Annotated in this window: 14 protein-coding genes, 2 tRNA genes and 1 pseudogene; 2 read left to right on the top strand and 15 right to left on the bottom strand. The window is 37.4% G+C overall.

The window, feature by feature from the left end:
- Positions 1 to 5 precede the first annotated feature (5 nt).
- Positions 6 to 3,284 carry an efflux RND transporter permease subunit gene (locus tag IPH52_15090; protein MBK7056341.1) on the top strand — a complete coding sequence of 1,093 codons (3,279 nt, stop codon included), beginning with the start codon at positions 6 to 8 and terminating at the stop codon, positions 3,282 to 3,284.
- 66 nt (positions 3,285 to 3,350) lie between these two features.
- On the opposite strand, the gene IPH52_15095 is transcribed toward IPH52_15090, so the two are convergent.
- From IPH52_15095 to IPH52_15155, 13 genes are all read right to left on the bottom strand, one after another.
- Positions 3,351 to 3,812, bottom strand: coding sequence for a methylated-DNA--[protein]-cysteine S-methyltransferase (locus IPH52_15095; protein MBK7056342.1), 462 nt, complete (start codon positions 3,810 to 3,812; stop codon positions 3,351 to 3,353).
- Between the two features lie 98 nt (positions 3,813 to 3,910).
- On the bottom strand, positions 3,911 to 4,384 hold the full coding sequence (gene rpsG, locus IPH52_15100; protein MBK7056343.1) for a 30S ribosomal protein S7: 474 nt from the start codon (positions 4,382 to 4,384) through the stop codon (positions 3,911 to 3,913).
- Between the two features lie 15 nt (positions 4,385 to 4,399).
- Positions 4,400 to 4,774 (bottom strand): 30S ribosomal protein S12, encoded by a 375-nt coding sequence (locus IPH52_15105; protein MBK7056344.1) that lies wholly within the window; start codon positions 4,772 to 4,774, stop codon positions 4,400 to 4,402.
- A gap of 91 nt (positions 4,775 to 4,865) precedes the next feature.
- Positions 4,866 to 9,122, bottom strand: a complete 4,257-nt coding sequence (gene rpoC / locus IPH52_15110) for a DNA-directed RNA polymerase subunit beta' (protein ID MBK7056345.1) — start codon at positions 9,120 to 9,122, stop codon at positions 4,866 to 4,868.
- Between the two features lie 13 nt (positions 9,123 to 9,135).
- The gene (rpoB, locus tag IPH52_15115) at positions 9,136 to 12,813 is read right to left on the bottom strand and encodes a DNA-directed RNA polymerase subunit beta (protein ID MBK7056346.1); all 3,678 of its coding nucleotides are present in this window, start codon (positions 12,811 to 12,813) and stop codon (positions 9,136 to 9,138) included.
- Positions 12,814 to 13,086: 273 nt separating this feature from the next.
- Positions 13,087 to 13,458, bottom strand: a complete 372-nt coding sequence (rplL, locus tag IPH52_15120; protein MBK7056347.1) for a 50S ribosomal protein L7/L12 — start codon at positions 13,456 to 13,458, stop codon at positions 13,087 to 13,089.
- Between the two features lie 138 nt (positions 13,459 to 13,596).
- Complete coding sequence (locus tag IPH52_15125; protein MBK7056348.1) at positions 13,597 to 14,124, bottom strand: 50S ribosomal protein L10; 528 nt, start codon at positions 14,122 to 14,124, stop codon at positions 13,597 to 13,599.
- A gap of 18 nt (positions 14,125 to 14,142) precedes the next feature.
- A complete protein-coding gene (locus IPH52_15130) occupies positions 14,143 to 14,835 on the bottom strand; it encodes a 50S ribosomal protein L1 (protein ID MBK7056349.1) in 693 nt (230 codons plus the stop codon).
- Between the two features lie 18 nt (positions 14,836 to 14,853).
- Positions 14,854 to 15,282, bottom strand: coding sequence for a 50S ribosomal protein L11 (gene rplK / locus IPH52_15135; protein ID MBK7056350.1), 429 nt, complete (start codon positions 15,280 to 15,282; stop codon positions 14,854 to 14,856).
- Positions 15,283 to 15,312: 30 nt separating this feature from the next.
- Positions 15,313 to 15,849 carry a transcription termination/antitermination factor NusG gene (nusG, locus tag IPH52_15140; GenBank protein MBK7056351.1) on the bottom strand — a complete coding sequence of 179 codons (537 nt, stop codon included), beginning with the start codon at positions 15,847 to 15,849 and terminating at the stop codon, positions 15,313 to 15,315.
- An 11-nt stretch (positions 15,850 to 15,860) separates the two neighbouring features.
- Entirely contained in the window at positions 15,861 to 16,049 is a 189-nt protein-coding gene (secE, locus tag IPH52_15145; GenBank protein MBK7056352.1) for a preprotein translocase subunit SecE, read from the bottom strand.
- Between the two features lie 28 nt (positions 16,050 to 16,077).
- Positions 16,078 to 16,151: transfer RNA gene (locus IPH52_15150), tRNA-Trp, on the bottom strand.
- A gap of 15 nt (positions 16,152 to 16,166) precedes the next feature.
- Positions 16,167 to 16,238, bottom strand: a tRNA-Thr gene (locus tag IPH52_15155).
- Positions 16,239 to 16,547: 309 nt separating this feature from the next.
- Here IPH52_15155 and IPH52_15160 point away from each other — a divergent pair.
- Positions 16,548 to 17,792 carry an HD-GYP domain-containing protein gene (locus IPH52_15160; GenBank protein ID MBK7056353.1) on the top strand — a complete coding sequence of 415 codons (1,245 nt, stop codon included), beginning with the start codon at positions 16,548 to 16,550 and terminating at the stop codon, positions 17,790 to 17,792.
- 615 nt (positions 17,793 to 18,407) lie between these two features.
- Here the strand turns inward: IPH52_15160 and IPH52_15165 are convergent.
- Positions 18,408 to 20,910 (bottom strand): annotated as a pseudogene (locus IPH52_15165) (S8 family peptidase).
- Positions 20,910 to 21,908 (bottom strand): ATP-binding protein, encoded by a 999-nt coding sequence (locus tag IPH52_15170; GenBank protein MBK7056354.1) that lies wholly within the window; start codon positions 21,906 to 21,908, stop codon positions 20,910 to 20,912. The pseudogene IPH52_15165 and the gene IPH52_15170 overlap by 1 nt, the downstream one beginning before the upstream one ends.
- Between the last annotated feature and the right edge of the window lie 71 nt (positions 21,909 to 21,979).

A 21,979-nucleotide genomic window follows, 5' to 3' on the forward strand; every position in this document is an offset into this window, starting at 1 on the left:
ATTCTATTACTTCTAAAATCATTCGTTTCTCTGCACACAACCCTCTTTTGATTCTTGTGATTACCGGGATAATGCTGATTATCTCCTATTACTCTATCAAAAATATTCCTCTCGATGCAATTCCCGACCTCTCCGACACACAGGTGATCGTTTATTCCCGCTGGGATCGAAGTCCCGATATCATTGAAGACCAGGTTACCTATCCAATTATCACAGGTCTTTTAGGTGCTCCAAAAGTAAAAGTCATCCGTGGATTTTCTGATTTCGGTTACTCTTTTGTATACGTTATCTTCCAAGATGGAACTGATATATATTGGGCGAGATCGCGTGTATTGGAATATCTATCCCGCATACAATCAAGGCTCCCCGATGGTGTCCAAACAGAACTGGGTCCCGATGCAACAGGTGTCGGTTGGGTATTTCAATATGCCCTAGTAGACAAGAGCGGCAAAAACTCATTAACCGACATTCGCTCCTTTCAGGACTTTAAACTTCGTTATCTTCTAAATGCAATTCCTGGTGTCGCAGAAGTTGCAGGTATTGGCGGTTTTAAAAAACAATACCAGGTCACTGTCAATCCAATTGCACTACAAGCCTATGGCATCTCGATGGAGTCTGTCGTTCAAAAGATTAGAGAGTCAAATCAAGAGACAGGGGCTCGGCTCATGGAACTAAGTGGAGCTGAATACATGATTCGCGGGAAAGGCTATATTCGTAGTCTTTCTGATATCGAAACGATCAGCCTTGGAACAGATACTACAGGCACTCCTGTTCTAATTAAAAATGTTGCCAAGGTAGACTTAGGTCCTGATTTGCGTAGAGGAATTTCTGATCTAGATGGAAATGGTGATACAGTGGGGGGAATCATTGTTATGCGTCACGGAGAAAATGCACTTTCCGTGATTGAAGAAATTAAAAAGAAAATAACAGACATTACCCCTTCTCTGCCCAAAGGACTAGAAATAATTACAACCTACGATCGCTCTGAGTTGATCCTAAATGCAATTCACAATCTAAAAGAAAAACTTTTAGAAGAAATGATTATCGTATCTCTTGTGATTTTAATTTTCCTCTGGCATTTTCCTTCTGCCATTGTTCCAATTCTTACGATTCCAATTTCTGTGATTATTTCTTTTATTCCTATGTATGCCTTTGGAATTCATTCGAATATCATGTCCCTTTCTGGAATTGCAATATCGATAGGAGTTTTGGTTGATGGTGCGATTGTAGAAGTAGAGAACGCTTATAAAAAGTTAGAAGAATGGGACTCAAACGGTAGAGTCGGTGACTATCACACTGTTAGGCTCGAAGCACTTTTAGAAGTTGGTCCTTCTGTATTTTTTTCTCTTCTTGTGATTGCGATTGCTTTTTTGCCTGTATTCACCTTAGTCGATCAAGAAGGAAGACTCTTTCGTCCACTCGCCTACTCTAAAAATCTTGCCATGGCGATAGCGGCTATTCTTGCTTTAACCCTTGATCCTGCTTTTAGAATGCTATTTACTAGAATGGATCCATTTACTTTTAAGAATAAATTTCTAAGTCAAGTGGCTACTACACTCTTAGTTGGTAAATACCACAAAGAAGAAAATCATCCGATTAGTAAATTTCTTTTTAAATACTATGAGCCTGCTTGTTCTTGGGTTTTACTTCATCCTAAAAAAGTAATTCTTGCTTCTTTTTTTGCAGTCCTTCTTACCATTCCTGTCTATCTACACTTAGGCTCTGAATTTATGCCTCCTCTCTATGAAGAATCTTTGCTCTATATGCCTACTACTCTACCGGGAATCTCAGTTGCAGAAGCAGAGCGGCTAATGGTAAATATGGATAGAAAACTAAAATCTATTCCAGAAGTAGTAAGAGTCTTTGGTAAAGCAGGAAGAGCGGACACAGCTACCGACAACGCTCCTTTTTCTATGATGGAAACAGTAGTCTTAGTGAAGCCACAAAACGAATGGAGAAAAAAAGAAAGATTCTATTCCAAGCTTCCAAACTTTACTCATTTTCTATTTAGAAGTTTTGGGACAGATAGAATTTCAAAAGAAGAATTGATTGATATAATGGATAAAGAGCTTTCTTTTCCCGGTGTGTCAAACGCTTGGACAATGCCAATTAAGACTAGAATAGATATGCTTTCTACCGGTCTTAGAACTCCAATTGGAATTAAAATACAGGGTGAATCGTTAGACGAAATTGAAAGACTTGGAATTGAAATAGAAAGAGTCTTAAAAAACCTAACAGGTGTTCGCTCTGTATTTGCCGAGCGGGTAACAGGTGGTTATTTCCTAGACATCAATCTTAAAAGAGAGAAGCTTGCCCGCTATGGTATTACAATTGCCAGTGCGCAAAATATCATTTTAACCGCAATAGGTGGAGAACCAATTACACAAACCATTGAAGGCAGAGAGCGCTATACGGTTAATATCCGTTACCCAAGAGCCCTGAGGGAAAATATCGACCAACTAAAACGAATTCTAATTCCTACTCTTACAGATTCCCATATTCCAATTGGAGAGATTGCAGACTTGGAATACAAAACAGGTCCCGCCATGATTCGTGATGAAAATGGATTTCTTACTGGTTATGTGTATTTGGATACAGGAGAGTCTGACATCGGTGGATTTGTAGAAAGCGCGAAATTAAAAGTATCCGAATCAGTAAAATTGACGCAAGGGTATACATTGATATGGACAGGGCAGTATGAAAATATCATCCGTGTAAGAGAGAGAATGAAATTTGTAATTCCAATTACTCTTTTTATCATCTTCTTTTTGATTTACATGAATACTAAATCCTACACGAAAACTTTTATTGTAATGTGCGCTGTTCCCTTTTCCCTCATTGGCGCTTTTGCAATTCTCTTCCTATTAGATTATCAAATGTCCATTGCTGTCTGGGTGGGAATGATTGCACTCATGGGACTCGACGCCGAGACAGGGGTATTCATGTTACTCTACTTAGATTTATCCTATGAAGATGCAAAAAAGAAAGGCTTATTAAAAAATGATTTGGAACTACGAGAGTCAATTTTACATGGAGCCGTAAAAAGAGTCCGCCCTAAAATCATGACTGTCCTCTGTGCTATGATGGGGCTACTCCCTATTATGTGGTCAACTGCAACTGGCTCCGATGTAATGAAGCGAATTGCTGCTCCGATGGTCGGTGGACTTGTTAGTAGCTTTGCTTTAGAGCTCTTAGTCTATCCGGCGATTTACTATTTATGGAAGCGAAAAGAATTTAAAAATGTAAAAGATGCTCCAGCTAAAGATGCACCTATTAAAAAGTAATCTCTGATTAGCTTTTAATTTAAGAATATCTCTCCAGTGTTTCGCATCGGAGAGATATTTTTTTATTCAGAACAACCTTCCTTCCTGTGTAGAATTTTCTCTTTCCAATTCCAATAGATATCTTTTATTTTCTATGCCGCCCGCATAGCCAGTTAAACTACCATTAGCCCCAATTACTCTATGACAGGGAATAATAATTGATAATTTATTTTTTCCATTTGCAGAAGCCGCTGCTCGAATGCATTTTTCATCACCGAGCCTCTTCGCCAATTCCAAGTAGGTAATTGTTTCCCCGTAAGGAATTTTTAATAGCTCAGTCCATACTCGTTTTTGGAAATCAGTTCCTTCCATGGAAAATGGAATTGTAAACTCTTTGCGCTTTCCGGAAAAATATTCTTCCAATTGAACAATGCATTGGCGGATAATGCCTGTTATTTCTTCTTTCGGCGTGCCTAAATTATTAGAAGAAGAATGTGAAAACAGAATGGATTGAATTTTATCATCTGTTCCTTGAATTTCTAATTTGATATTTTGAAAGGTAAATTTGCAAAAAAAAAGCCGGCTTTAACACCGGCTTTCTGAGTAGAAAATCACTGTTACGCGATCTTCGATTTTTTAAAATCAGACTACCATCTGTAGTGACTGAAAGCTTTGTTAGCTTCTGCCATCTTACGAATATCTTCTTTCTTCTTGATTGAAGATCCTGTGCCTTTGTGAGCATCTAGTAATTCTGCGGCTAGTTTAGAAGCCATGGATTTTTCGTTGCGATCCCTAGAGTAGCGGATAATCCATTTAATCCCAAGAGCAAGTCTTCTTTCAGGACGAACTTCGATAGGAACCTGGTAAGTTACCCCACCGACTCTTCTAGACTTTACTTCTACTTCCGGTTTAACGTTGTTAAGCGCTTCGTGGAATACTTTGTAAGGATCTGTGCTGAGTTTGGTTTGGATATTATCCATTGCAGTATAAAAAATTTGTTGTGCAGTGCTTTTCTTTCCATCATACATTAAGCAATTGATAAACTTGCTGATAACTTTATCATTGTATTTGATATCTGGAACAATATGTTTTGTTTCTGCTTTCGTTCTTCTTCTAGACATATATTTCTCCTAACCTTAAGCCTTTGGTCTTTTTGCGCCGTATTTAGAGCGACTTTTTCTTCTTTTGTCTACACCAAGTGTATCAATAGTTCCACGGATAATGTGATAACGAACCCCAGGTAAATCCTTTACCCTTCCACCACGAATCAGAACAACGTTGTGCTCTTGTAAGTTGTGACCTTCTCCAGGTATATAAGCAGTAACCTCAATACCAGTCGTAAGTCTTACTCTCGCAACCTTACGCAAAGCAGAGTTAGGTTTTTTAGGAGTAAATGTCATTACTCTTGTGCAAACCCCTCTTCTTTGTGGGCAGCTTTTTAAAGCAGGAGACTTGGTCTTCTTTTTTTGTTTGTTTCTTCCGTGTCTAATTAATTGATTAATTGTTGGCATTCATTCCTCTAAATATATAATAACAGTGTTATACTGTCAGATTTTTTCATTATTCCTTTTTGTAAAGTGAAAACTGTATTTAATACAGTTCTCATTCATCCTCATCATCGTCATTATCAGCTTCTAGCTCATTCTTATCAGTGATATGAACCGCTAAAGAATTTGTTTGAAGTGGAGGGAATCTTTCCTCTTCTTCTTCTCCAGCCTGTCTTTCTAAATCCCCGTAGAACTCTTTGAAAACATCAATCTCTTGGTATTTTCTCATTCCAGTTCCAGCAGGAATCATATGACCGATAATTACATTTTCTTTTAAACCGATTAACTGGTCAGTTTTTCCTTTAATTGCAGCATCTGTTAAAACCTTTGTGGTTTCTTGGAAAGAGGCAGCAGAGAAAAAGGACTCTGTATTGAGTGATGCTTTTGTTAAACCAAGAAGAATTGGAGTTGCATGAGAAGGACTTCCTCCCTCTGCGTCTACTCGTTTGTTTTCTTCTCTAAATGTAAAACGATCTACTTGTTGTTGAGATACAAAAGAAGTATCCCCACTATCAGTAATCATCACTTTACGAAGCATTTGTCTAACAACTACTTCAATATGCTTATCATTGATATGCACACCTTGTAGACGATAAACTTCTTGCACCTCTTTTACTAAATAAGCATGAAGAGCGTTAGTTCCTCTCACTCGTAAAATATCATGTGGGTCAAAGTTTCCATCATCTAACTGATCGCCTTGCTTCACATAATCCCCATCAGCCACACGTAACTGTTTAATGACAGGAATAGCAACTTTCACTCGTTCCAAATCAGGGTTATCGGGGATAATATAGAATACGCGCTTTTCTTTAATGATTTCGCCTTTATCTTCGATACGTCCACTTGTTTCTGCAAGTGTTGCCGCATCTTTAGGACGACGTGCTTCAAAGAGTTCGTCTACTCTTGGTAAACCACCGGTAATATCTCTCGTCTTCTCTGCGATAGAAGGAATCTTAAAGAGAATATCTCCAATTTTAACTTTATCTTCAGATACAATATTGATAAGCGCATCTACAGGAACCGCATATTCTTCAGAGCCTGCTTCTCCACTAACAACCATACGAGGATTTAACTTCTCTCTTTTTTGCTCGATTACTTTGTAAATGACGTTCGATGTTTTTACATCTTCATCACGACGAACGTTCTTACCAACTTCCAAATCTACCCATGCAACTGCTCCATCAACTTCTGATACAACTAAGTCGTTGAACGGATCAAACTCTGCTACAGGGCTATTTGCTTTAATAATATCATTTTCTTTTACTAAAAGAATCGTTCCAATCTTAACAGGAATGACAATGTCTTCCCCGATAATTCTAAAACGCTCATTTGCAATTTCAATTCTTCCAGGCATTTCAGCGTGAATCATTTCGCCCTTGGAATTAGTAGAAATTACTTCTCCCTTAAGAACGTTTTGTCCATCGCGAACACGAATATTTAATAGGTCAACAAGAAGTAAGTCTTGAATTAAATGTTGAACCACAATCGAACCACGGCGGCTAAACACTGTTTGCCCTTTTTGGTTTTGAATTAATTTACCATTTACTAATTTTACAACTGACTGGAAAGAAACCTTATGCTCTTTCTCTTTCACTTTCGCAGACGCAGCACCCCCGATGTGGAAAGTCCGCATCGTCAACTGTGTTCCAGGCTGACCAATCGACTGAGCCGCAATCGTTCCCACTGCTTCTCCGATTTCCACCGGAACAAGTCTCGCCATATCCATACCGTAACACTTAATACAAATACCTTGTTTAGCATCACAGGTAAGTGGAGAGCGCACTTTGATTTTTGTGTAACCAAGATTTTCTATCTTTTGTCCAACAGAGCGCACAATCAAAGTATTCTTTGGATAAACTACTTTTTCAGAGACAGGGTCAATTACTTCCTCTGCCGTATAACGTCCGAAAACTCTATCAGCGAGAGACACAATCACGTTCTCCCCTTCTTTTACAATGCTTAACTCTACGAATTGATCCGTTCCACAATCAGGCTCGTTGATAATAACATCTTGTGAAATATCTACAAGTCTTCTTGTTAAATAACCAGCATCGGCAGTTTTAAGAGCCGTATCTGAAAGACCTTTTCTAGCACCGTGAGTAGAAATGAAGAACTCTAAGATACCAAGACCTTCGCGGAAATTAGAACGAATAGCAAGTTCAATGATTTCTCCAGAAGGTTTAGCCATTAGCCCCCGCATACCGGCTAACTGACGAATCTGTTGTTTAGATCCTCTAGCACCGGATGCCGCCATGACGTAAACAGGATTAAATCCACCCTTGTCCTTTTCTAGCTCTTTGAACATACTGTCTGTAATACGATCATTTGCTTTTGTCCAAATTTCGATTACTTTTTTCTTACGCTCTTCGTTTGTGATAATACCTTTACGATACTCCATATCCGCTTTTTCTACTTCTTTGTTTGCTTCTGTAACAAGAATTTGTTTTTGCGGAGAAACACGAATATCTTCAATTGAAATTGTCGGAGCAAAGATTGTTGCATAACGATAACCAAGTTTTTTAATTTCGTCAAGCATGACCACTGTTGCAGCAGGACCGAATGTATCATATACATCCGAAATAATTTTGTTTGTTTCTTTGTCACCAAGAACGCGGTTAACAAAGTTATACCCCTTAGGCATTGCTGTGTTAAAGATCATACGACCTGGAGTTGTCTCAATGATTTTTTCATTGTAGAGAACACTGATCTTTGCTCTTAAATCTAACCAGCCTCCATCGAGTGCATAGTGAATTTCTTCTAAGTTCGTGAAGAATTTTCCATGACCTTTGGCATTCGGCACTTCAGAGGTTAAATAATATATACCAAGAACAATATCCTGTGTAGGACCGCAAATAGGATGACCATTTGCAGGATTCAGGATATTATGCGGTGAAAGCATAAGCATCCAAACTTCTAATTGCGCTTTCGGAGACAATGGAACGTGAATCGCCATTTGATCCCCATCAAAGTCAGCGTTAAACGCATGACATACAAGCGGATGAAGTTTAATTGCTTTTCCTTCTACTAGAATTGGAAGGAATGCTTGGATACCAAGTCTATGTAAAGTAGGAGCACGGTTTAATAATACTGGATGCTCTCTTACTACTGTTTCTAATGCTTCGAATACATCTTTGTCTTCTGCTTCTACTTTTTTCTTCGCAGACTTGATGTTAGGCGCAAGTTCCAAATCAACTAAACGCTTCATAATAAATGGTTTGAATAATTCAAGAGCCATTTTCTTAGGAAGTCCCATTTGATGGAATTTTAATTCAGGACCAACAACGATCACAGAACGACCGGAATAATCTACGCGTTTACCTAAAAGGTTTTGTCTGAATCGACCTTGTTTCCCTTTGAGCATATCAGAGATAGACTTAAGAGGACGATTTCCTTTTCCTTTTACAGTTCTCTTACGGCGAGAGTTGTCGAATAACGCATCCACTGCTTCTTGTAGCATACGTTTTTCATTACGAACAATAATTTCTGGTGCTTTAAGAGTTAAAAGTCTTTTGAGACGGTTGTTACGGTTAATCACACGCCTGTATAAATCGTTCAAGTCAGAAGTAGCAAATCTACCTCCATCTAATTGAACCATTGGACGAAGTTCAGGCGGGATAACAGGAACGTTATCAAGCACCATCCACTCAGGACGGTTTCCTGAATCACGGAAGGCTTCTAACACTTCAAGACGTTTGATTAAACGTTTATCAGTAACTTTTTTCTCTTGAATTTTTTGGCGGATAACACGGGCTTCCGCATCTACATCAATACGAGCAAGGAGTTCTTTAATCGCATCTCCCCCGATACCAGCGATAAATTTATCGCCGTATTCATCAAGGTATGAGTGATATTCATCTTCGTCTAACAACTCACCTTTGAGTCTTCCTGAATCAGCAGGATCAATGATTACATATTTTTCAAAATAGAGAATCGTCTTGAGAGCATTCATGGTCATATCGAGTAAGAGTCCCATTCTAGAAGGAACGGAACGATAATACCAGATATGAGAAACAGGAGCGGCTAACTCAATATGCCCCATTCTCTCTCTTCTAACTTTAGAGTGAGTTACTTCCACTCCACACTTATCACAAATTACGCCTTTGTAACGGATAGATTTGAATTTACCGCAATAGCATTCCCAGTCTTTGGTTGTTCCGAAAATCTTTTCACAGAACAAACCTTCTCTTTCTGGTTTTAATGTACGGTAATTAATTGTTTCCGGTTTTTTTACTTCTCCGTAAGACCATTCTTTAATTCTTTCCGGAGAAGCGATTTTAATAGTAATTGAGTCAAAGCTTGTATAATTTTTCATTCAGTCGTAGCCTCTAGATATTCTCTATAGATTCGATTTTAATTTTCTTTTTATTTCTGGAATACTCATCTTCATAATCTGCTATATCGACTGTCGATCCTTCAGTGTCAGTGATGATAATATCCAGAGCCAAACCTCTTAATTCTTGAACTAATACGTTAAAGGATTCAGGAATTCCGGGGCGAATCGAGTTTATCCCCTTCACAATCGCCTCGTAAATACGAGCACGTCCGAGCATATCATCGGATTTAATCGTGAGTAACTCCTGGAGTGTATGAGAAGCACCGTATGCTTCGAGTGCCCATACTTCCATCTCCCCTAATCTCTGTCCACCAAACTGCGCTTTACCGCCGAGAGGTTGTTGTGTAACGAGAGAGTAAGGACCAGTTGATCTTGCATGTATCTTGTCATCGACCAAATGGGCGAGCTTCAACATATAAATATGTCCACAGAATACTTCGTTTAAGAACGGCTCCCCTGTTCTTCCATCATAGAGTTGGAATTTTGAATTGGATTGAGTTCCTGCTTGTTTCGCATACTCTTCAATATCCGCTTCATTCGCACCATCAAATACAGGTGTCTCAAAATTAATTCCTAGCTTATCTGCTATAAATCCTAATTGAGTTTCAAAGATCTGACCCAAGTTCATACGAGAAGGAACCCCGAGTGGATTTAAAACGATGTCAAGAGGTGTTCCATCTTTCATATAAGGCATATCTTCTTCTGCCGTAACACGAGCCACAACCCCTTTGTTTCCATGACGTCCTGCCATCTTATCTCCAACTAGAAGTTTACGTTTACGAGCTACGTATACTTTTACTAGTTCTTCAACGCCAGCAGCTAAATCATCTCCACGCTCTCTATAGTAGCGTTTAATATCGATTACAGTACCTTCATTTCCATTCGGGAGACGTAGAGAAGAATCTCTTACTTCTTTTGCTTTCTCTCCAAAGATAGAATGTAAAAGTTTGTATTCAGGGGTTAAGTCAGTTTCTCCTTTTGGAGTTACCATTCCCACAAGAATATCACCGGCTTTTACTTCTGCACCAATGCGGATAACGCCTGTTTCATCCAAATCACGGAAAGCTTTATCCGAGAGATTTGGAATATCGCGGGTAATTTGCTCTTGTCCTAGTTTTGTTTCTCTTGCTTGGATTTCAAATTCTTCTATGTGAATAGAAGTAAAAATATCTTGTTTTACAATTTTTTCGCTGATGATGATAGCATCCTCAAAGTTGTAACCTTCCCATGGCATAAATCCAACAAGAACGTTCTTTCCGAGAGCTAAGTAACCATTATCAATTGCAGGACCGTCAGCAAGGATTGTTCCCTTTACGAGAATATTTCCCATATCGTCCATTTTCTCGCCTTCGATGACTTGACCAGCAAGAGTATCCCCTTTAGCAACTGTAGCACCTTCTTTTACGATCGGCGAAAATTCTTTCGTTCCTTCTTGGAGCAAATAAGCAACCTTATCCTCACCGTATTGAACTTCTAATTTTTCTTTGGTTATTTTTATAACTTTTCCATCTTGCTCTGCCATTAAAACAGAAACAATCGGTCTTTGATTAAAGCAAGTTCCCTGATTCGTCTTCTTGTATTTGATTAAAGGATAAACGACAGGATCTTTTGTTCCTTCTTCTTTTACAATAACTGCTTTTGAATCTACCTTTAAAACAATACCGGGTTTTTTAGCTACGATACAAATTCTAGAATCATAAGCTGCTCTTCCTTCCATGCCAGTTCCGACATACGGTGCTTGCTCTACCATTAAAGGAACAGCCTGACGTTGCATGTTTGAACCCATGAGTGCGCGGTTCGCATCATCATGCTCCAAGAAAGGAATCAGTGCAGTCGATACAGATACAACTTGCATTGGAGCTAAGTCCATGTATTGAATTTCATTTGGATTTCTAAAAGGGAAATCAGAACGGTGACGAGTAGAAATCAATTTACTTTTGAAATCTCCCTTTTCATCAATCGAAGCAGAGGCTTGCGCAATATAGTGATATTCCTCTTTGTCTGCTGTTAAGAATTCAATTTGTTTTTGCACCTTTCCTGCTTTCACAGTTTTATAAGGTGTTTCTAAGAATCCGTAGTCATTTACTCTCGCATATGAAGACATAGAAAGAATCAAACCAATGTTTGGACCTTCAGGAGTTTCAATCGGACACATTATACCGTAGTGAGAATAATGAACGTCACGAACTTCGAAACCTGCTCTATCGCGAGAAAGACCTCCAGGACCTAACGCATTTAATCTTCTCTTATGAGTTAACTCAGCAAGTGGATTTGTTTGATCCATGAACTGTGATAATTGAGAAGATCCGAAAAATTCATTTACAACGGCAGTTACGGGTTTAATGGAAATTAATAATTGGGGAGTTTGTTGTTCAATTTCTTGAACAGTCATTCTTTCTTTGATAACTCTTTCCACACGAGAAAAACCAAGTTTTAATTGATTGGAAAGTAATTCACCAACAGATCTAACACGTCTATTTCCTAAATGGTCAATATCATCATGGTAGTAGTTTTCTACTTCGGACATGAGCATGACTAGATAGCGAACTGTTTCCATAATATCTTCTGGACGAAGAGTTCTGTTATCACAGTTAGTAAATTCTTTTGGTTTATGAAATTCAAATTTGCTATTAATTTTATAACGACCCACTTTTCCTAAATCAAATGTTTTAGGAGAGAAGAAAAGTCTCTTGAGCTCTGATTCTGCATTTTCAATTGTAGAAGGCTCACCCGGACGCATAATCATGTGTAACTTCTTGATTGCTTCTTCGTAGTCGTTTACACCGTCTTTTTCTAGACAGTTGATGATGATGGAATTATCCTTTCCATTTGGGAAATCAATTACATTGACTTCTTTGACTTTCATCTCTTTGAGAATATCAATATTATCCTCATTGATCTTAGAGCCAGCTTCGAGCATTACTTCACCATTCTCGAAATTTATAATATCAGAAATAGTTCTTCTACCGATTACTTTTTTTAATTCTTTCGGAGAAGCACCGTAGATTTTTACTTTTGAGGAAGAGTAAAATAATTTTAATACATCTTCATTGAGTCCGACTTTGAGAGCTTTTAATAAAAGAGTTGCTGGAAATTTTTTCTTTCTGTCAATCTTTGCAACAAGGATTCCCTTATTGTCGATTTCAAACTCTAACCAGGAACCACGATAAGGAATCACACGTGCTGAATAAGTTGATTTAACTTGATCGTAAGCGAAAAAAATACCAGGCGATCTATGTAACTGACTAACTACAACACGCTCTGCTCCGTTGATGATAAAAGTTCCTTGGTCAGTCATGATAGGCAAATCGCCCATGTACACAACTTGCTCTCTTATCTCACCGGTCTCTTTAATAATTAATCGGATAACAGATTTTAACGGAAGTGCATAACTTGAATCAGTGTCTTTGCATTCCTGTTGATCTCTTCTTCTCTCTCCAAGAATATAATGACTGTATTCCATGATGACGTCACCATTCGGACTCTCAATCGGAAAAGTCTCTTGAAACACTGCCTCCAGGCCCTGATTTTTACGTTTGGTTGGGTCTTTTACGTCTGCTTGTAAAAACCAATCAAAGGATTTTTTTTGAATCTGAATTAAATTAGGAAGAAAGTCAAGATTCGTAATTTTACCAAAGTTTACCCTTTTGCGTTCATTATGAGTAATCATTAAAATTTAAACTCCTGGAGTGTGAGCCTTTCGGCTTATTAAGAAATATAAAATAAGATAGAAAATATAATACCGCCTAATACAAATTATCTCATACTAGAAAATACAAATTTGCTATCCAAGTTCAGGGGAGAAAAAAAATTAAAACCACGAAGTGCGCGAAGAACGCGAAGAGTAAAAATTCTTACAGAATTAACTTCGTGACCTTCGTGCTCTCTGCGGTTAATTATCTTTTCTCATTTCCCTACGAAAATAAGATTTGCTTAGTAGAAATTATTTTTTAATTTCTACTTGAGCACCAACTTCTTCTAATTTCTTTTTGATTGTATTAGCTTCATCAGGGGAAATACCTTCTTTAACTGCTTTTCCACCTGCTTCAACTAGGTCTTTTGCTTCTTTTAAGCCTAGACCGGTAATTTCACGAACCGCTTTGATCACGTCGATCTTTTTATCACCATGTGCTTTTAAGATAACACTAACTTCAGTTGGCTCTTCTACAACAGGAGCTCCTCCTCCGCCACCACCTGCAACCATTACTGGGGCTGCAGCAGAGATACCAAACTTAGCTTCCATAGCTTTTACTAGTTCAGCCGCCTGAACCAAAGTAAGATTTCCGATTTGCTCTAATAAACTTTCTGTTGACATGTTTTCTCCTTGTCGTCTTTAAAAATTGTTATACTAAACGTTTTAATATTAGCTTTGCGCCTAATTAAAAAAAGCGGTCACTGAGTGATTTTCATTCCCATGAAAATTGCATCGAAGTGACGACTATTTGGTGTCCTATTACTCGGCTGCTGGTGCTTCTGCTGCTCCACCTGCGTTCTTTTCTGCAACAGCGTTGATTGCTCTTGCGAGAGTAGACATTACATTGTTCATACCGAATGCGATTTCTGTGAGGAGTTCTTCTCTTGATGGAAGTCCTGCGATTCCTTCAACACCCTTTGTATCAAGAACTGCTCCATCAAAGAAGCCGCCCTTCATAACTAGGTTTTCATTTCCCTTTGCAAAGTCTTTACAAATCTTTGCTACGGTTGGTAAATTGTCTTTAGAAAAGATTGCTGCTAACGGACCCTTGTAGCCTGCACCAAAATCAATATTCTGAGAAGAATGATTAGAAGATTCTTTCAATGCTCTAAGAAATAAATTGTTCTTTAGAACTTTCATTTCAGAGCCTTCTTTTCTTAGATTTGCTCTAAGATCAGTCATATGCTTTACAGTTAAACCACTGTAAGCCGCTAATATAAAATTAGGCTTAGCTTCTAATTTTGATTTTAATTCAGCTACTGCTGCGATGTTTTCTTGATTTGCCATGATATATTTCTCTCTTTCTTAAATAACAGAATTTGCTAATTCTTTAGAATCTACTTTTACACCAATACCCATTGTTGCACTGACTGCAAAATTCTTTAGATAATCCCCTTTTGCATCAGAAGGACGATCTTTGAATAAAGTAGCAACTACCGCAGTTATGTTTTCGATTAACTTTTGTTTGTCGAAAGATACCTTACCAACACCAAGATGAATCACTCCACCTTTGTCTGGACGATATTCTATTTTACCACTTTTGAGTTCTGTAACAGCTTTGATAACATCATTTGTAACAGTTCCAGCTTTTGGTTTAGGCATTAAGCCTTTACGACCAAGAACAGGACCTAACTTACCAACTTCTTTCATCATATCAGGTGTAGCAACGCAAGCGTCGAAATCAGTCCATCCACCAGCTACTTTTGCAATCAAGTCCATATCGCCAACAAACTCTGCTCCAGCAGATTTTGCTTCGGCTTGTTTTTCCCCTTTGCAAAATACTAGAACACGAACAGTCTTTCCAGTTCCGTGAGGAAGAGAAACTGTTCCACGAATGTTTTGTAAGCTTTTGTAATTTACTTGGGTTGCAATTTCGATAGAGCCATCAAATTTTGTGTAAGATGTTTCTTTAGCAAGACCAACTGCGTCAGTTAGATTATATAACTTTTCTCTGTTTACTTTATCTTTTAGTGCTTTGTATTTTTTACCGCGTTTCATAATTACCTACTTTTAAAATTAGCCTGCTACAGTTACGCCCATTGAGCGACATGTGCCTGCGATGATATTCACTGCTGCATTTAGATCATTTGCATTTAAATCTGCTTGCTTGGTCTTTGCAATTTCTTCTAATTGTTTTCTTGTAATGGTTCCCACTTTAGTTACGTGTGGTGTTCCCGATCCAGATTCAATTCCGATTGCTTTTTTAACTAAAAGGGCAGCCGGTGGGGACTTGGTCACGAAGGTAAAACTTTTATCACTGAATACACTGATTACAACTGGAAGCTTCATTCCAATCTGTGTTTTAGTTTTCTCATTGAATTGTTTACAAAATTCCATGATATTCAGACCTGCTTGACCTAATGCTGGTCCAACAGGAGGGGCTGGATTTGCTTTCCCTGCCTCTACTTGTAATTTAATCTGTTTAACAAATTTTTTAGCTGCCATTTTAATAGAAATCCTTACTTAAAATAAATTTTAACTTTTTCCTACTTGTAAAAAATCCAATTCTACTGGTGTAGAGCGTCCAAAGATTTCCACCTTGACACGGAGTCTTCCCTTATCAGGAAATATCTCATCTACTACCCCACTGAAATTTGCGAATGGTCCATCCACAATTTTCAAGGTTTCCCCGACATTGAAAAGAAGTCGAGGCTTTGTGCTTTCTTCTGACTTAACGTCACCCATTTCATTGAAGAGGTTTTTGATCTCCTCTAGTGTAAGTGGCTCAGGCACTTTGTTTCCTACAAAAGTAGAAACAGAAGGCAGGTTTTGAACCCTAAACTGAGTATCTGGATCCATGTCCATTTCAATCAGAACATAACCAGGCATTAGTTTTTTCTTGGTGATAGTTTTTTTGCCGTTGCGCATTTCTGCAACTTCCATAGTAGGAATTTTGATTTGGGTAATCTTTTCCTCTAGAGAATGCTGGGCTACCATCTTCTCGATGTTGGTCTTGACTTTGTTTTCATGACCAGAATAAACTTGTAATGCGTACCACTTTATTGCCATAATTTCTAAACCTATTAACCCGAAAGACTCCAAAACCATTTGAGGAGTCTTACAAATAGAGAATCAGACACAAAAAGGAACATGGAAAACACTACGACCGTTCCCAATACGACCATTGTAGAGTTGATAACTTCTTCTCTAGAAGGCCACTGTACTTTTTGTAGTTCTGCTCTACACTCTTGTAAAAATGTTATTGCTTTCATAATAATTACTCTATACTTTCTTGCCACTTGGCAGGCCCGGAGAGAATCGAACTCCCACCAAGGACTTTGGAGATCCTAGTTCTACCATTAAACTACAGGCCTAACTCAAACTAACACAGCCCTCTGCCAGGCTTGAACTGGCGACCCCTTCCTTACCATGGAAGTGCTCTACCACTGAGCTAAGAGGGCAAGACTAGCCTTCTAACTGACTAATAATAGCCCGAAATATCAGTTTTTTTGAAGTAGGTTTAAAGTCAACCCATAAGATACATAGTTGCGATAAAAAATCCTTGTTTTTTAAATCAAGTTCTTTTATATATACTGCCAAAGACAAACTTTCTTGCCACAGAGGCACATTATGCTGCGCCCCAAAGAAGTAGCATTGAGTTTGACACAGAGAGGGTGATGTGGTTGTTACCGTAGAATTTATAAAGGTATTAAAAAACTCATAATTACTCAAAATTTAAAAATGAGATTTAACTTTAAAACTAGTTCGAAATGACAGAAAAAGCTCTTTTCCTCAAAGGCTCTGTAGCAAAAACTTATATGAAAATACAGTTAGATAAATTAAAAGCGGGAACGATTTTAGATGGAAAGATCACGAGAGAAGATGGAAGTGTTCTTTTCCCCAACCGAACTGTAATCACAAAAGATATTTTAAAAAAACTAAAAGCAGAAAATATCCAGGCAATTGATTTCTTTCCACTGCAAGAAAAAGCAAAGGTGACAGACCAAGAAAAAAGAGAAGATGAAAATCTAGATAGAATCGTAGATGGGTTTCACTATGGAGGCATTACAAAAGAAGTAATCAAAGAATCAATTGCAAGCTTTCGAAGTATTACGTTTAACCTACTGAATGGAAATGATTCGATTGACTTTGACTCGTGTAAAAATTCTATCATTGCAATCTACGAGCAAATCAAAACTAACCCCTCCGCATTAATCAATCTACTCGATATTAAAAATCATGATGACTACACTTTCTGTCACTCAATCAATGTAGGAATCATATCGCTCGCACTAGCGCAAAAGATGGGTTATCCCGACCAAGAAGTAAAACTAATAGGACTCGGCGGATTCTTACACGATATAGGAAAAATTGCAATCCCTGCAAGTCTAATCAATAAGACAACCGTTCTTTCAGAAGAAGAAAAACGGATCATGAAGTCTCACCCCTCCCACTCCTATCGAATCATGAAGCTTGACAAAAATCTAAATCGCAGAATTGTAAATATGGCTTATGAGCACCACGAGAGATTTGATGGAAAAGGATACCCACTTGGAATATCAGGAGACAAGCTCGACGACTACTCTGTAATAGTCGCACTCGCTGACGTTTACGACGCATTAACCACTGTGAGATCTTATAAGCCTGCCTTCTCACCAGAAGAATCAATACAGGTAATCGAAACCTATACAGGCACACACTTCGCACCCCGTATCGCTGAAAAATTCATTTATGATATTCAAAACTCTCTAGCGGCTAAGAGCCAATTAACCAAAGGTTCTCTCGTATTACTCTCCACTAACGAACTCGCTCAAATTCTCCAATACAAAACAAACCCGGACGGAGCAGATATTATCGTTCAACTCTTAACAGATGGAAAAAACAGTCGTCTCAGAAAACCAATTCGAATCAATATAAAAGGCGATGTAACAAGAACAATCAAACGCGGTGTAAAAACTTCTGAATTAGACGGGGATAGTCTAAGAGTGAATTTGACTAAGTCTACTAGTTTATAGGGATTAGCCGCTCTTCCAAAGGAATTAGAATGATTGCTCCCAAAGTTCTTTGTTGTTTTTTCTGTAATAGTTTCATGGTCTTCATAATATATTCTTTAGACCAAAAAAGATTGCAAGCAATATTAAAACTGAACCAAACAATTTTATTGCAGCTTCCCAATCCCATTTCTGGTATTGCTTAACATATTTATGCTTATTTAGAGAAAAGATTTTTTATTTTCTCTATCATCTATCCCATTAAACTGGTTTAGGCTATGCAGGGGAATTGGAATTAGTCATGCCAGAGTGAATGGATGACGCAAAACATACATTATCTTCCATAGCAATTTTTTTGTATTAACACCTAAACGAAGACAATAAGTGCATGTGAGTCTGCACCTATATACAAACTGTGACTAATAAAGTTAAGCCAGTTTGGATTGTGGGGAGTGGGAAATGCCGAACGACGGATTGTAGTATTCTCTCGCGAGTGGCTACTTAGAGTTAGATGGTGTTTTGCTTTTTCTAGTCCTAAAAAGTAAAAATATTGACGCACTTATACTTAAATCCCCTGAGCCACGGATACGCTTATGCTATTCGATTAAACTCTGTGCAAGTGTCGAACGTTGGTTTCTTTTATATTTCAATTTTAATTTTGTTTACTATTTCTGAATATACATCAACCGTATTACTATTAGTTTTAATTGTAATCAATAGAGCAAAGCGAATCTTTTTATTATACTTACCTAATTTCTTTCTTGTTCTCCACCAACCACCTACAGGATAAACACAAATACTTTCTTTCCTTGCTAATTGCGCCGCCTTACCTAGCCAAGTATCAGAATGAATGGATCCATAATTTCTTAGCCCAGACTTAAAGACCCAATCAGAGTTTTCAGGGTTTGAGAACCCTGATTCATGCTTCCCTTCTTCCAACATTTCTCGGTTCTCTTTATTAACCCTTTTCTTGAAAGTCTCTACATCTTCGGTTGCCGCCATAGAATCAAACCTTAACGCGCAGGAAGAGTAAGTTTTAGAATACTTCGTATTTAATCTTTTAAGATTCGGTTCTATAAAATAAGACAGAGTAACTTTCAATTCAACATCTTCCAATGGGATTTGATTTAATGCGATTGTAGGTAACGGTAAATTATAAAATTTAATTTCATTCGTTTTAATTGAACTTCCATCCTTTAAGAAAGGTTGAAGTTCATCCTGAATAATTAAAGTGCAAAAACTTTTTCCACTACTAAGTGCAATACTCAAGTCGGGATGCCCATATCCAAACTTCCGAAGAATATTTATTTTACCTGGTTTGCTTAGTTTTTGTATTTGCGGATAACCAAGATTTAACTTTTGATAGTCAGCAGAATGAACAAGTATTCCACGAATTGTTTCTAACCAAAATTCAGGATATTCTGCAGCTACCAAAGCGGCATACCTGGAAGCCTGTGCAGTTGCGGCACTTGTATCTAAACACTGAGTAAGTAATTTACTTTGAAAATCTTTATTGGTAGTAATTAGAGAAAGGGATTCATTATTCGTAATAAATCCTGTTTTGTCCTTCGCATAATTTCCGCCTTCCATTACGATTTCTGGCTTAATTGGCCAATCGGATTCATTCCATAAGAGAGAGGTTGTGCTTGTAGGGGATAATTCCCCTTTGCCGGAAATTGCCTCTAATTCAGGATATCTAGTTTTTTCAATATCAACTTTCTCTGTAAAAGCTCCCACAGTTATGCAATTCCATGCTTGAGCAGGATTCTGAACTGTATTCAATTCATTAGAATTTGGATAATCTTTTATATCTTCATATTTTAAATTTCCACCAGAGATAAAAAATAATCTCTTTGGTTCTTTTGCTTCTTCATTTCCAAAAGCAATTTGATCAATGGAGCCAGACCAAGAACTGGGTTCTCCTTCTTTGATATTAACTTTATCAGAAGTTACAGCCATATTGAAGAATCGCTTTTTATCGATTCCAATCAACTCGGCTCTTGCAACACAATCTTTTGTAATTACTCCCAATAAATCTTTTGGATTACTTCCATTAGGCGGTAGTATTTTAACAGATTCAAGGCTATGATTTAAAACAACTTTTTCTTTACTGATAAGCAAAGGATATAAATCTCCATAGAGTGAAAGACCAGCCATTTCTGTTCCATGACCAGCATGATCAATTGTTCCCCAATTGGTGTTATAAGAATCAGCTTCTTTTTCAGATATACTTTCCTTGAGTAGCGGATGAGAATAATTTACACCTGTATCTAAAATACAAATTGCAATTTCTTTATGATTGCCAGCATAGAAATTCTATCCTGTAAATCTTTTATCCATTCCATTTCTTCCAATGGTTCCATCTCTAAAAAGATGCGGGCGTATCTTTATAAATTCTGATTTCCGAAATGCAATCGAGTATTAAAACAGATTGTTTTAATTGATTCATAGAAGCATGAATTAAAAATACAGTAGTTTCTGGAAATTTTAAAGGATTTTCAGAAACAAATATATTTGCTTTCCTTGCCTGTTCTCTAAATCGATTTATAATTAAATCTCTATTATCCCCAACTCGGAGCCATGCTTCTAAAAAGTGTTTTTGTTCGAGGTCTTGTGGGAATGATTCGCTATCTGACCAAAAATTTTCCAAAGCGGATAACTTTATTTTTTCTATATTCGCTACTAGTTCAAGATTTTTCGGTTTTCCGCCTTTATTTTCTTTACTAGGATCAAGATAGTTTTGTATTTTTTTTATGAAGACTTCCAGTTTTCCTTCCGGAATTCTTACTGTTGTAAAGAATTTATTATTTTCCTCTTTAACTGAAAGAATTTCAATTTTTGCTCTTGGATCTTCTAAACTTTCAAATTTTAATTCAAAGCCTTCCCAGCTTTCCAAAGTAATCTTTATTCCCGGTTGAAATTCTAGCGAATCTTTATCTTCTTGATTTATTTGATCTAAAAGTTCTGCCTCAGCTTTTTCTAAATCAGAAATTAATCCCTGACCTTGTTCCGTTCTATTTGGAACTATTTTTATTCTATTTTTTAAATATTCTTCACTAGGTTTGAATGTACTCGGATTTGTATATTTGCCCGTATCCGCTTGTATTCTTAAAAGAAGATGCTTATAATTTTCTTCTACCATTATAAATCTACTGTGTCCTTAGTTTTCTTAAATCCTTTTCGATCTTCTAAGCATTGAATCAAATCTTCTTCCGATAATTCATCTTTATCCCGAATAACAGTCTTCTTAATAGTATCATCACAGGATTTTATTATATCAGCAAAACTTAATTGCGCGGCTACCTTTGTAACTTTCTTTAAGGATCCAGTAAATTTAAAAAGACGAATTCGATTTTTAATTATCTGCTCAATTAGTTTTTCATCTGGTAAGTCATATTCTAGTATATCATCGAATCGACGATACAAGGCATGATCCAAACTATGCTGATTATTCGTTGCAGCACAAATTAAACTATTAGAAGTATCCTGCTCCATAAAAACAAGAAAACTATTTAACACTCTACGAATTTCGCCAACATCATTTGTGAAATTTCTAGTTGTTCCAATTGAATCAAACTCATCAAATAAATATACTCCTCTGGTATCTACCATTGAATCAAATATCAGTCGGAGCTTTGCAATGGTCTCACCCATATACTTACTCATGAGTCCATCTAGTCGAACGGCAAACAGCGGTAATCCCAACTCTCCCGCTAATGCAGAGGCAGTCATTGTTTTTCCACAACCAGGAGGACCTACAAATAAAATCTTTCTACGCGGATATAAATTATGTGATTGTAATTTGGTATAATGTCTTTGCTCTTCTAGTATTCTCTCGATTCTAGTAAATATTTCTTTCTTTAAAACCATATCCGCAAATCGAATTTTTGGATACGATACAGCTAGAATTTCAGACAGCTCTCCTTTAGGTCTAATAATTGGAATCGGAGCTTCTTTCTTCTTGGAAAGTAAAGATAAAGACTTAGCTTCATCTATCATGGATTTTAATTCCTGCGCCAATTTTCCATGCCCGCTTCTTGCTTCTGTTGCAGCAATTTGCATAGCAATAGAATAAAACCGATCTTCATCGCCATCTAAATGACTCTTGAGTAATGCCTTTAATTGATCTGATGTTGCCATAGTTAGATTATACCTTTATTGTCGGACAAAATAGAATCCTCATTCTTAGTTTTCAAGTCCGCAATCTTCAT

This window comes from Leptospiraceae bacterium (assembly GCA_016708435.1).
Classification (GTDB): domain Bacteria; phylum Spirochaetota; class Leptospiria; order Leptospirales; family Leptospiraceae; genus UBA2033.

Coding starts and splice junctions, on each gene's coding strand:
- rpoC (MBK7056345.1), bottom strand. CDS start 9,122: ATGAAAAATTATACAAGCTTTGACTCAATTACTATTAAAATCGCTTCT.
- rplK (MBK7056350.1), bottom strand. CDS start 15,282: ATGGCAGCTAAAAAATTTGTTAAACAGATTAAATTACAAGTAGAGGCA.
- IPH52_15125 (MBK7056348.1), bottom strand. CDS start 14,124: ATGGCAAATCAAGAAAACATCGCAGCAGTAGCTGAATTAAAATCAAAA.
- secE (MBK7056352.1), bottom strand. CDS start 16,049: ATGAAAGCAATAACATTTTTACAAGAGTGTAGAGCAGAACTACAAAAA.
- rpoB (MBK7056346.1), bottom strand. CDS start 12,813: ATGATTACTCATAATGAACGCAAAAGGGTAAACTTTGGTAAAATTACG.
- rplL (MBK7056347.1), bottom strand. CDS start 13,458: ATGTCAACAGAAAGTTTATTAGAGCAAATCGGAAATCTTACTTTGGTT.
- IPH52_15105 (MBK7056344.1), bottom strand. CDS start 4,774: ATGCCAACAATTAATCAATTAATTAGACACGGAAGAAACAAACAAAAA.
- IPH52_15170 (MBK7056354.1), bottom strand. CDS start 21,908: ATGGCAACATCAGATCAATTAAAGGCATTACTCAAGAGTCATTTAGAT.
- IPH52_15130 (MBK7056349.1), bottom strand. CDS start 14,835: ATGAAACGCGGTAAAAAATACAAAGCACTAAAAGATAAAGTAAACAGA.
- IPH52_15160 (MBK7056353.1), top strand. CDS start 16,548: ATGACAGAAAAAGCTCTTTTCCTCAAAGGCTCTGTAGCAAAAACTTAT.
- rpsG (MBK7056343.1), bottom strand. CDS start 4,384: ATGTCTAGAAGAAGAACGAAAGCAGAAACAAAACATATTGTTCCAGAT.